The following is a 12,504-nucleotide window of genomic DNA, read 5'->3' as shown; positions in this document are numbered from 1 at the left end:
ACACCAGAAATGAGCGTAGCTCGCGGGCAGAAGGTCGCGCCGATAGAGACTCAGGTAATAGGCCATCTAAAAGGACTTCAGATTTGGAGAGAGGCACCGGGCCAAATCAGGAAGCGAATCGAAGAAGTCTATTCGGCCATCGAAGAAACGGATCGGCAAGAGGCCCGCGAACGGAAGCTGCGCCCCCTAGCAGCTAGAGCGCTGGGCATCGGCGACATGGTGCAGGTCTTCCGCGACTTCGTAGCAGCGGGAGAGGACTTTTTTGCGCCCTCCAACCTCTCCTACCTTCCCTCGCTCACTACAGACAAGGACGCATCGCGTCAGACGGCAAAGCTCATAAAGCGCTGTCACCAAGAAGCCGCGATTGCTTAAAGCGCGGCATCGACAGATCGCTTTAGGACAAGGAGAACCACTAGCAAAGGGAATCGTAGCCATGAAACGCTATATATCCAGCTTCGCTTTACTCGCCGACCATTCCCCACTATCGAGTAGCACGCCGGTCTAGAGTCACGAGGCGCTAGCACGATCGAGAGTTTTCGAAGTCCGCTTCCGGTCGATTGCGACCCATAGCGGACAGTAGACGACTGTCTGTTGAACCATCCTTAACAAGGGTATCCGGCCAAGGATTCGTGCGGCTTTGCGGGACGCCACTTATGCAGGGTTAGCTGACCTCCCTATAGCGTCCTGTTAACCACAACTCGTAACGCGATCAGAGCCACCGCCTGCCGACGGTGGGCACCGGGAGGGGGAATCCGTCTGAGGAAGGGAGGTCTATATGTAGCCGTGGAACTTAGACCAAAATTGTTTCGGCGCTAGTGACACCAATTCAATAGCGGTCGCTATTAGTAGCCCGCTTCGCTATACATCCACGTACTCGTCTCCGACCTTTTTAACTAGCCGGCGACTGATTTTAAAAGGGCTTTCAAAAAGCTTTTGCAGAGGGATCAAATCGGTAATGTCGCTGATGTCTCCGATTTGGAGCTCTAAGGCGCCCTTTTTGTTTAGGTAGCGCTGATCCGCTCCAAGCACGAAACGAAACTCCCGCTGCCACTCGTACCGTTTCGGTTTATGAAACAACCCAAGCGTTTCGGGGCCACTATCGGCATCGCCATATTCGACTCGGCCATATCCACCTTGGAAGTACTCCGAGTCATATAGGCCGCGATGCGCTGCCACCGCCTTACTAATGCGGTCTGATAGAACACGGGCGTCTCTAATTAAAAGTAGATGATCGCCAAATTGCTCGAGCCGCTGGTCAAGCCACAGTTCACCGTTCGCTTCGCCGGGCATCGTACCGTCTGAACCATCTGCTAGAGCCGAAAAGCAGAAGACCATCACGTTGCTTGGAGATGGAACTGTTACTTGCATAACGGAGTTTTCGGTCACATCGAATTGTTGCTTATTCGACCCGTCACCAACGGTTAAAGTAAATTTGTATATATATTCGCCATGCTGGCCACCGCGTACGCGAGCTAACACGGGCTCGTCTGGATCGCCGCGTAATGAATCTGAACTCTCGCCTTCAATGCCAGCAAAATAGGCCAAGCTGTTCATATATAACAGGCCGCGCTGCATGGCTATCAGCCGTTCTTTCGATGAGATCTTGAAAAGTAACCAGAATTGGCGGTTCGGTACTACATCCGTCAGATTTGCCATTAGGCGCGCAGAAAAAGGATCTATGTCATTCGTCATCTCTGCAATCTCATCCTTATCGCAATATTACGGTTACAACGACTGTGCAGATCATAGCGCACTCATTCCTAGGCAACGGGGAGTGACCTCAGCGACAGCGCCTTAAGTTTCAGTATCTTGGATTCTGAAGATAATCCTCTCTTCTGCACTACGATCCGGTTAGCCTCCGAATCAGCACCTTCGTCCTTAAAGCGCGAACGGCCGGTTCTGGCCGAAGAGCGACCTCGCCAGAAGAGGCGTGTCGTCGCGTTCTTACCCTAGGACGCGAATAATCAGCCGCCGATACTTCATCAGCCGGGTAGTGTAGCCGTGGGCTAACTAGCTGGCGTGAGCGGCGTAAAAAACGCGTTGAACGCCGTGCCTACGCTTGATCCAGCGCGGCTTCCGATTCGTTGCGCGCCGTGGGCGCGCCCAGCTTTTCGAGCAGGGTCTGAATGCGTTCGACGCGGGTTTCCACATCAGGCATGTCGGTGAAGAACACGAGCCGCGCATCGCCTTCCAAGCGGTAGCGTTTGGCGTCGGACTGTACGAGCGCGATCAGGCGAGCCGGGTCGATACGGCTGTTACGGGCGAAGTTGAGGCGGCCGACGTCGGGCCCGGCTTCGATCTTGGCGATCGCCAGCGGGCTGGCCATGAGCTTGAGCGCGGTGGCGGCGAACAGGGTTTCGGTCGCTTCAGGCAGCAGGCCGAAACGGTCGATCAGCTCGACCTTGAGCGCGCGCAGGGCGGCATCGTCCTTGGCCGAGCTGATGCGTTTGTAGAGCACCAGCCGGATATGCACGTCCGGGATATATTCCTCGGGCAGAAGCGCAGGCGCGCCCAGCTCCACTTCGGTGGCCGACATCAGTTCGTCGGCATCCGCTTCGGGCACTTCGCCGCGCTTGAAGGCACCCACGGCGCGATCGAGCATCTGCCGGTAGAGATCGAAGCCGATTTCCTGAATCTGGCCCGACTGGCCTTCGCCGAGCAGCTCGCCGGCGCCGCGGATTTCCAGGTCGTGCGTGGCCAGCGCGAAACCGGCGCCCAGATCGCCCAGCGAGGCGAGCGCGTCGAGGCGTTTTTCGGCGTCCGGCGTCATGGACTCTTTTGGGGGCGTCAGCAGATAAGCATAGGCGCGATGGTGCGACCGCCCCACGCGACCGCGCAGCTGATGCAGCTGGGCGAGGCCGAAGGTATCGGCGCGGTCGATGATGATGGTGTTGGCGCTGGGCACGTCGATGCCGGATTCCACGATCGTGGTACACAGCAGGATATCGAAGCGGCGATGATAGAAATCGAGCATGGCGGCTTCGAGTTCGCGCTCGTGCATCTGGCCATGGGCCACGCGAATACGGGCTTCGGGCAGGATGGCGGCGAGATCGCGCGCCTTGCGCTCGATATCCTTGACCTTGTTATGCAGGTAATAGACCTGGCCGCCGCGGCGCATTTCACGGCGGACGGCTTCCTGGATGAGGGCGGTATCCTGGCGCGATACGAAGGTCTGAATCGCCAGGCGCGACTCGGGCGGCGTGGCGATGATCGACAGATCGCGCAGCCCGGACAGGCTCATATTAAGCGTACGCGGAATCGGCGTGGCGGTGAGTGTGAGCAGATCGACCTGGGCACGCAGGCTCTTGATGCGTTCCTTGTGGCGCACGCCGAAGCGGTGTTCTTCGTCGACGATGAGCACGCCGAGCTTCTTGAAGCGGATATCCTTTTGCAGCAGCCGGTGCGTGCCGATCACGATATCCAGCTTGCCGGCCGCCATCTCTTCGAGCAGTTCGTCGCGCTGTTTGCCGGTGCGCAGGCGCGACAGGGCGGCGACCTTCACCGGCCAGTCGGCAAAACGATCGGCAAAGTTCTGGTAATGCTGCTGGGCGAGCAGGGTGGTCGGCACCAGGACACAGACCTGATAGCCGGCCGATATCGCAGCAAATGCCGCGCGCAGGGCGACCTCGGTCTTGCCAAAGCCCACGTCGCCACAGACCACGCGGTCCATGGGCGTGCTCTTGGCCAGATCGGCGAGCACTTCGTCGATGGCGCGTTGCTGGTCCGGTGTTTCCTCGAAGGCGAAGCCAGCGGCGAAACGGGCATAGTCGTCGGCGTCGGCCACCATCGATACGCCTTCACGCGCAGCGCGTCGGGCCTGAATTTCCAGCAGTTCGGCCGCCACGTCACGGGCGCGCTTGGCGGCTTTCTTGCGCGCCTTGGCCCAGCGGTCGTTGCCCAGCCGGTGTAGCGGCGCGGTTTCGGCGTCGGCGCCGGTAAAGCGATGTACCAGATGCAGCGACGCCACCGGCACATAGAGCAGATCGCCGCCGGCATATTCGATGGTGACGAATTCGTTTTCCACGCCACCGGCGGAGAGCTTCTGCAGGCCCTTGTAGCGGCCGACGCCATTGTCCTGATGCACCACCGGCGCGCCCGGCGCGAGATCGGTGAGTTCGCGAATCGCCGTTTCCGGGTCGCGGGTGACACGCCGACGCTTCTTGGCCGGCGGGCGGCTCCCGGTGAGCTGGCTTTCCGAAATAATGGCGATTGCATCGCCGGTCAGAATCGCGCCGGCTTCCAGCGGTGCGCTGGTCACCGCAATATGTTTGTTGTGACCGACGAAGTCGGACCAGCCTTCGGCGCGTGCGGGCGCCAGCCCAAGCGACGTCAGCCAGTCGCGCATCGCCTCGCGACGGCCGGCCGAGTCGCCGGTGATGAGGATGCGGCCATCGAAGTCGTCGAAGAAGGCACGCAGCGCACGGCCGGTCGCCGCAATATCCGCACCCGACAACGGCGGCACGGGCGTGACATCGAATATCGCCTCGGCCGAGACTGCATTGTCGACGATCCGGGCGGCGGTGAGCGCATCCAGGCCGGACCGTAGACGTTGCGGTGTGACGAAAGCTTCGTCGGGGGCGAGCAACGGACGTTCGGGGTCGACGCTGCGCTGTTCATGACGCGATTCGATCGAGCGCCAGGCCGTGGCGAGCGCCTCGTCGACGTCGCCAAGTTCCACGATCGCCGTATCGTCGGGCAAATAATCGAAAAGCGAGGCCGTTTCATCGAAGAACAGGTTGAGATAAGACTCGATGCCGCCCGGCGGAATGCCGCGCGAGACATCGCGATAGATCACGCTCGCGCCAGGGTCGCCCTCGAAGCGCTGCCGATAGCGGGCACGAAACGCCTTGATCGCGTCTTCGTCGAGCGGGAATTCGCGCGCCGGTAGCAGACGGATCGAGTCCAGTTTGTCGGTCGAGCGCTGCGAATCGGCATCGAAGGCGCGGATGGTGTCGATTTCGTCGTCGAACAGATCCAGCCGATAGGGTGTGGTCGAGCCCATCGGGTAAAGATCCATCACCGCACCGCGAATCGCGTACTCGCCGTGGGTGCGCACTTCCGAGACGGCCGCATAACCGGCCGCTTCCAAGCGCTCGCGCAAGGCATGAAAATCGAGCGTGTCGCCCACCTGGAACACCATCGCGCGCGCATCGACGAAGGTGGTCGGCGGCAGGGGCTGGACCAGCGTATCGGCGGCGATGATCAGAATGCCGCGCGCCATGCCGGGCAGGCTATGCAGCAGCGCCAAGCGTTCGGAGATGATGTCCGCATGCGGCGAAAACACATCGTAGGGCAGCGTTTCCCAATCCGGGAAATGGCGCACGGCGAGGTTTTCGTCGGTGAAGAAGCGGAGTTCTTCTTCCAGGCGGTAGGCACGGTGCTCGTCCGCCACCACGGCCACGGTCAGTCCGTCGCGTGCCTGTGCGGCCTGGGCGAGCGCGATCGAGGTGGCACAGCCATGCAGGCCCTGCCAGGAATCGTGCGCACCGACGCGCAGCGCGGGCGGTGCCAGCGCGCGGACGGTTGCGTTGTTTTCGGTTACAGCAGCCATTTCAGGCGGCGGATTATTGCATACACGGGGTCACGCGCGGGCATGGGATAACGAGTTTGTTAAACGGTAGCGGACGGGCAGCCATGGCGCGCCGCGCTCGGCCTTCAGTCGCGAAAGCGGCGGGTGATATCGTCGAAGGCATCGATCCGCCGGTCGCGCAGAAACGGCCAGATACGTCGTACCGCCTCGGTGCGATGCAGGTCGATATCGGCGAGAAGCAATTCGCCCGCTTCGCCGGCCTCGGCCAGCGTTTCGCCCTGTGGGCCGAACACGAAGCTGTGCCCCCAGAAGCGGATCTCGGTGCCGTTATCACCTTCGATCCCGACACGGTTGGACGTGACCACGGCCAGGCCGTTGGCAATGGCATGGCCGCGTTGTACCCCTTGCCAGGCGTCGAGCTGGCGCTTCTGTTCGGCACTGTCGTCCGTGGCGTCGTCCCACCCGATCGCAGATGGATAGATCAGCAAATCCGCGTCGGCCAGGGCCATGAGCCGTGCAGCTTCCGGATACCACTGATCCCAGCACACGAGTACGCCGAGACGGCCTATCGACGTATCGATGGGGGTAAAGCCGAGATCGCCGGGGGTGAAATAGTATTTTTCGTAATATTCCGGGTCGTCCGGGATATGCATCTTGCGATAGCGCCCGGCGATCGAGCCGTCGGCATCCAGCACCACGGCGGTGTTGTGATACAGGCCGGCTGCACGCCGTTCGAATAGCGAGGCGACGACCACGACGCCGGCCTCGCGTGCTGCAGTAGCCAGGCGTTTGGTGGACGGGCCGGGAATCGGCTCGGCCAGATCGAACAGCGCCGGGTCTTCACGCTGGCAGAAATAGGGCGTGTTATGCAGTTCGGGCAGCAGAACGAGTTTCGCGCCCGCGGCGCCTGCCTGTTCGATATGCGCGACCGCGGTATCCAGATTGGTGGCCGGCTTGGGCGTGCAGGCGTATTGCGCAACGGCAACGCGCAGGGGGGATTGGTGGCTCATCTGGACAACTCGGCAGGAATTTGCATGGCTGCACAATGGAGGCCGCCGTGCTGGCGAATCAAGGCGCGGCTATCGACGGCGCGAATCTCACGGTCCGGAAAAAGCTCGGCAATAATGTCGCGCGCGGTGTCATCGGCCGGGTCATCGAATGCCGGCATGACCACACAGCCGTTGGCGATCAGAAAGTTGGCATAGCCGGCGGGCAGGCGGTGGCCGTCGTCCGGATCGTAAACGGGGGCGGGCAGTGGCAGTTCGACCAGACGGTAGCGCTGGCCACTGGTATCGCGCAGAGCGGCGAGTTCCTGGGCCATCGCGGCAAGCGCGGCGTGGTGTGCGTCGGTTTCGTCGCGACAGCCCTGATAGGCAATCGTATCCGCGGCGACAAAGCGAGCGAGGGTGTCGATATGGCCGTCGGTGTCGTCACCGATCAGATCACCCTCGGTCAGCCAGTGCACGGTTTGTACGCCGAGCGCACTGGCCAGGGCGGCGGCCGCGCGTACTCGGTCGAAATCCGCGTTGCGCCGACCTTGCAGTAGACAACGCTCGGTGGTCAGCAGCGCGCCGGCGCCATTCGACTCGATACTGCCGCCTTCGAGCGTGATCTCGTGGCGCTCGATCAGCCCGGCGCCGAGCGCACCGGTCGCATGCAGCGCCGCGGTAAAGGCATCGTCGCGGCTGGCTTCGAACTGTCCGCCCCAGCCATCGAAACGGAAATCCAGAAAATGCCGCCGGCCATCGTCGAAGACGGTGATCGGGCCGGTGTCGCGCGCCCAGATATCGTCATTGGGTACGTCGAGCACGGTCAGCCGCGTCAGACCGGCAAGACGGTCGTGCGCAGCGATAGCCTGCGCGCATTCCGCATCGGCCGCGGCCAGAATCACGCTCTGGTAGCAGCACAGGGTGGCGGCGAGTTCGGCGATCGCGTCCCGAGCGGCGGCGAGCCCGCTGCCCCAGTCGCCGTCGCGGCGCGGCCATACCAGAACCGTTGCCTGCTGTGCCGCCCACTCGGGTGGCAGGATACGTTCGACCATTAATTTGCTGACTGAAGTTCGTCGCCGTGTGCGACCGGTTCGAAATGTTCCGGTACCACCGCATGCAGGACATGGTCGTATTCGAAGTAGAGGCGATAGCCGGGATAGTCCCAGCGGGTGATCGGCGGATTGCCGACCGGCTGGCTCTTGCTCTGCGGTTCGCCGTACTGCTGACGCACGCGCGCTTTGGTCATGCCGCGCGGCGGCGTGCTCGGTCGCGGCGTTGCGGCGCCCTGAACCGTGTTTTCGCCCGCCGGCATATCGAGCACGGTGCCGCGCGTCTGTGTTGGGTCGGCGCTGCCATCGGCCATCGTGTCGTTGGCGTAACCGTTGTTCGACTGCGCAGCCGCCGCGCCGTTAATCAAAACTAGACCCGAAAGCTGAACTAAAACAAGCAGAGACGTTCTCATGCGCATGACTAAAACCCCCGACGATGGTTTTCGGCCGCAGACCCCCTGCGCCGATGATTGTCATTATGCTTTAATGCGCGCCAATGTTTAGACCCCTAGAACTCTACGCCGGCCTGAAATATACGCGGGCCAAGCGGCGCAACCATTTCATCTCCTTCATCTCGTCCATCTCGATGGGCGGGATCGCGCTCGCCGTGATGCTGTTGATTACCGTGTTGTCGGTGATGAACGGTTTCGAAGCCGAGCTGCGTGACCGTATTCTCGGCATGGCTTCGCATGTCGAAATCTCGGGCGGACGCGGCGCGCTTCAGAATTGGCAGGACGTAGAAAACCAGGTCGATGAAAGGGTTGCCGATGTGAATGGCGCTGCGCCCTATATCAGCGGCGAGGGCATGGTGCGCACGGGTCGTAATATGGCCGGCACCATGATCCGCGGCGTGCTGCCCGAGCAGGAGCGCAATGTCTCGGACGTGGCCGATCATATGGTGGCAGGCGACTTCGAATCGCTTGAAAAAGGCAAGTACCGCATCGTCATCGGCGCAGAGCTGGCAGCGATTCTGGGTGTGGGTCTTGGCGACAAGATCGATTTGATGATCCCCGAAGCTAATATCACACCGGCCGGGATTGTGCCGCGCTTTCGGCGCTTTACCGTGGGCGGTATTTTCCAGGTCGGCATGTACGAGTACGACCGTGGCATGGTCATGATCCATATGGGGGATGCCGCCACGCTCTACAACATGAAGGACGGTGTCACCGGCGTACGGCTGCATCTGAAAGACATGTTCGATGCGCCCAGCGTGAGTCGTCAGCTCGAAGTGATGCTGGATCCCGGCAAGCGCGTCTCCGACTGGACCCGCCAGCACGCCAATTTCTTCCATGCCATCGCGACTGAAAAAACGGTGATGTTCATCATCCTGAGTCTGATCATTGCGGTGGCCGCGTTCAATATCGTCTCCATGCTGGTGATGGTGGTGACCGACAAGCAGGGCGATATCGCCATTCTGCGCACACTGGGTATGTCGCCGAAGTCGGTGATGGCCATCTTCATGGTGCAGGGCTCGCTGATCGGGGTGATCGGCACCGTCGTGGGCGTGGCGCTGGGCGTGCTGCTATCGATCAACATCGAACACATCGTGCCCATGCTCGAAAAGCTGCTGAACACGGATCTGCTGTCGGCCGATGTGTACTACATCAGCCAGCTCAAGGCAGAGCTGCATGAAAGTGACGTAGTGAAAATCGCGTTGCTGTCGCTGGTGCTGTCGTTCCTGTCGACGCTTTACCCCGCGTGGCGTGCGGCCCGTGTACAACCGGCCGAGGCGCTGCGTTATGAGTAACACCACGGAATCGACGACGAGCGTGCTGGGCTGCACGAACCTGTCCAAGACGTTCACGGAAGTACGCGAGCCGGTCACCGTGCTCGACAACATCAATCTGGATGTCGCGCCGGGCGCCAAGATTGCGGTGATCGGCGCGTCCGGCTCGGGCAAGTCGACGTTGTTACATCTGCTGGGCGGGCTCGATGTGCCCACGCGTGGCGAGATCCGTATCGCCGGGCGGGATATGACCACGCTCTCCAATGCCGCACGCGGCAAGCTGCGAAACGAGAAGCTTGGCTTCATCTATCAGTTTCATCATCTGTTGCCTGAATTCACCACGGTGGAGAACGTGGCGATGCCGCTGCTGATCCGCCGCGGGCCGCCGAAAAAGGCCCTGGATGAAGCGCGCGATCTGTTGCGCAAGGTCGGGCTGGGCGACCGGCTCGATCACAAGCCGACCGAACTGTCGGGCGGCGAGCGCCAGCGCGCGGCCGTTGCACGGGCGCTGGTCACGCGCCCGGCCTGTATTCTTGCCGACGAACCGACCGGTAATCTCGACCATCGCACCGCGTCGAGCGTGTTCGACATGATGCTGGAGCTCAACGCCTCGATGAATACGAGTCTGGTCATGGTTACCCACGATCGCGAACTCGCCCAGCGTATGGACCAGGTCTGGAGCTTGGCCGATGGTCGGCTGTCGCCGGCGCAGGCGAGCGCTTTCGCTTAAACCCCGGGGCCTGCCGATAACCCGAAGTTGATCAGCCGGAAGTTGCGCGCCTCGCGATAAGCGCTACGCTGACCCCATAACCCAAAGAGCGCGTTTTTTGAAGCGCCGGGGTAGGGATGAGGGGCCAGTCGACAGCGTTACAAGCGGCTCACACGCGTATTGCGCCGGTGCACCTGATCGCTCGCGCGCTGTGTTCAGCCGAACGCGATCCGCGCTGGTTGGCGCTTGCATTGATTGCTGCGGTCGGCGTGGCCTATCTGCAGGCCGAGCCGGTGCCCTTATGGCTGATTGGTGCGCTTTTGCTGCTTTGTTTCGGGCGGTGGCCGGGCCGTGGTCTGCTATTGGTTGCATTGTGCGGGGCCGCCTGGACGAGTTTCGGTATCCAGCAGCAGCTGGCCTCACGCTGGCCGGTCGAACGCACCGGGGAGACGGTCACGATGACGGGCCATGTCGCCGGTATCGTAGCCTACGAGGCGTATCGTACGCGCTTTGTGCTGGCGCGCGATACGCCGCCTTATCGGCTGCGTCTGTCCTGGTATGAACACGCAGACGACCTGCTGCCGGGCGATTGCTTGACGGGCGCGTTCAAGCTGGATACGCCGCACGGATCGGCCAACCCCGGTACGTTCGATTACGAAGCATGGCTCTGGCGCGAACGTATTGATGCCACGGGCTATATCCGCCAGGCAAAACGCTGCGAGACGCCGCCGAAAACCTCGATCGACCGCCTGCGTGCATTGGCGATGCATCGTATCGAGCCGTTTCTCGACGGTTCGTCGATGAAAGGCATCGTTGCGGCACTCACGCTCGGGATTCGCGACGCCATCAGCGATGAACAATGGTCGGTCCTGCGGGCGACCGGCACGTCTCATCTGGTCGCAATTTCCGGTCTGCATATCGGCCTGATCGCGGCGTGGTTATATGCGCTCGTACGTTGGTTGCTGTTGTGGCTATGGCCGCGTGCGCCGACCACGGTGCTCGCCGGTGGGGTGGCGTTGGCCGGTGCGGTTGTTTATGCGTTACTGGCCGGCTTTGCACTGCCCACGCAACGCGCGCTGGTGATGGTCGCCGCGGGTTTGTTGGCGGTGGTGACGATGCGTCGTATTGCCATATCCCGGATTCTTGCCTTGGCTGCAATCGCCGTGGTGCTGTGGGCGCCGGTGTCGGTGATCACGCCCGGGTTCTGGCTTTCGTTTGGCGCGGTGGCGTGGTTGGTCTATCTCGCGCGGTTTGCCAGCCGTCGGCGCATAGCCGGCTTCATCGCGCTGCAGCTGGGTCTCGTGGCGGGGCTCGCGCCGTTGGGCGCTTGGTTCTTCGGGCAGGCGTCGCTGGTCGCGCCGCTGGTCAATGCGCTACTGATTCCATCGGCCGTCGTGTTCGTTCCGTTGTTGTTGATCGTCACCATTGCGGCTTTGATCGTGCCGCCCGTCGGCGGGCCGCTGCTCGCTGCCATCGCTACGGCGCTCGGCTGGGCGTGGCCGGCGCTGAGGGCAGTGGCCGATTGGCCATGGGCCACGGTGCAGCCGGTGGTGCCGGGCGCGGCCGCTCTGGTGCTGGCCATTCTCGCCATCGTGCTGCTGGCCATGCCGCGTGGTCTTCCGGGCCGTTGGCTTGCGCCAGTATTTATTCTGCCCGCGCTGATGGGCTGGCGACCGGCTGTCGATTCAATCGCGCCGGGCGCCTTGCGGTTGACCGTGCTGGATGTGGGCCAGGGGCTGGCAGTGGTCGTGCGTACGCGCACGCATACGCTGGTTTATGACGCCGGACCAGCCTATCGCACCGGTTTTAACGCCGGTGAGGCTTTTGTAGTGCCGTATCTTCGCCACGTCGGGCGCTCACGTGTCGATACGCTCATGGTCAGTCATAGCGATCTGGATCATATGGGCGGGGCGAAAGCGATCGTGGCGGGGCTGGATGTGCGCCGGCGTGTCGGCGCCGGTAGTGCGCATCCGTGCCGCAGCGGCCAGCGATGGCATTGGGACGATGTGGATTTCGAGATGCTTTACCCGCGCGATACCGATATCAACCCGGCCATGGCCAATAACGCACGTTCCTGTGTACTGCGTATCGATGCGCGCGGTACACGTGTTCTGCTGCCGGGCGATATCGAAGCGGCGACCGAACAGCGCTTGGTCCAGCGTAACCCGGAAGAACTTGCGGCCGACGTACTCGTCGTCGCCCACCACGGCAGCGCCAGTTCCAGTTCGAAAGCTTTTATCGATGCGGTCGCGCCGGACGTCGCATTGGTGTCGGCCGGCTGGCACAACCGTTGGGGCTTTCCCGACCGCGCCGTTGTAAAACGATTCGAAGCCACGGGTGCGAAGGTGGTCAATACCGCGGTGTCGGGCGCTATCGAATTGAACATCACCGCAGACACACCCGCGCTCGATCTGACGCGCTGGCGCGAACGTACGCCGCGCATATGGCATACGCCTTAGCGCGATATGCCGCGGAGGGCGTATGGGTGGCCCGCATCGATC

At 61.9% G+C, this 12,504-nt stretch carries 9 protein-coding genes; 4 read left to right on the top strand and 5 right to left on the bottom strand.

Translation table 11 applies throughout. From position 1 onward, the window contains the following. Positions 1-372 (top strand): hypothetical protein (locus tag SSPSH_RS19035; protein WP_006913940.1); only part of this gene is annotated, 372 nt, incomplete at its 5' end. 486 nt (positions 373-858) lie between these two features. On the opposite strand, the gene SSPSH_RS17135 is transcribed toward SSPSH_RS19035, so the two are convergent. From SSPSH_RS17135 to SSPSH_RS18180, 5 genes are all read right to left on the bottom strand, one after another. Then, positions 859-1,692, bottom strand: a complete 834-nt coding sequence (locus SSPSH_RS17135; RefSeq protein WP_006913939.1) for a hypothetical protein — start codon at positions 1,690-1,692, stop codon at positions 859-861. 361 nt (positions 1,693-2,053) lie between these two features. Next, positions 2,054-5,551, bottom strand: a complete 3,498-nt coding sequence (gene mfd / locus SSPSH_RS17130; protein ID WP_006913938.1) for a transcription-repair coupling factor — start codon at positions 5,549-5,551, stop codon at positions 2,054-2,056. A gap of 104 nt (positions 5,552-5,655) precedes the next feature. Then, positions 5,656-6,540, bottom strand: a complete 885-nt coding sequence (locus tag SSPSH_RS17125; RefSeq protein ID WP_006913937.1) for a carbon-nitrogen hydrolase — start codon at positions 6,538-6,540, stop codon at positions 5,656-5,658. After that, on the bottom strand, positions 6,537-7,571 hold the full coding sequence (locus tag SSPSH_RS17120; RefSeq protein WP_006913936.1) for an agmatine deiminase family protein: 1,035 nt from the start codon (positions 7,569-7,571) through the stop codon (positions 6,537-6,539). The genes SSPSH_RS17125 and SSPSH_RS17120 overlap by 4 nt, the downstream gene beginning before the upstream one ends. Beyond that, a complete protein-coding gene (locus SSPSH_RS18180; RefSeq protein ID WP_006913935.1) occupies positions 7,571-7,936 on the bottom strand; it encodes a hypothetical protein in 366 nt (121 codons plus the stop codon). Before SSPSH_RS18180 ends, SSPSH_RS17120 begins: the two co-directional genes overlap by 1 nt. Positions 7,937-8,064: 128 nt before the next feature. Here SSPSH_RS18180 and SSPSH_RS17110 point away from each other — a divergent pair, with 128 nt between their 5' ends. The 3 genes from SSPSH_RS17110 to SSPSH_RS17100 all read left to right on the top strand — a co-directional run bounded on the left by SSPSH_RS17110 (position 8,065) and on the right by SSPSH_RS17100 (position 12,462). Continuing rightward, the gene (locus tag SSPSH_RS17110; protein ID WP_006913934.1) at positions 8,065-9,315 is read left to right on the top strand and encodes a lipoprotein-releasing ABC transporter permease subunit; all 1,251 of its coding nucleotides are present in this window, start codon (positions 8,065-8,067) and stop codon (positions 9,313-9,315) included. Then, entirely contained in the window at positions 9,308-10,024 is a 717-nt protein-coding gene (gene lolD, locus SSPSH_RS17105; protein ID WP_006913933.1) for a lipoprotein-releasing ABC transporter ATP-binding protein LolD, read from the top strand. Before SSPSH_RS17110 ends, lolD begins: the two co-directional genes overlap by 8 nt. Positions 10,025-10,140: 116 nt before the next feature. Further along, positions 10,141-12,462, top strand: a complete 2,322-nt coding sequence (locus SSPSH_RS17100; protein WP_021031936.1) for a DNA internalization-related competence protein ComEC/Rec2 — start codon at positions 10,141-10,143, stop codon at positions 12,460-12,462. Positions 12,463-12,504 lie beyond the last annotated feature (42 nt).

Source organism: Salinisphaera shabanensis E1L3A (genome assembly GCF_000215955.2).
GTDB lineage: Bacteria > Pseudomonadota > Gammaproteobacteria > Nevskiales > Salinisphaeraceae > Salinisphaera > Salinisphaera shabanensis.
This window is presented reverse-complemented; position numbering and strand designations above follow the sequence as displayed.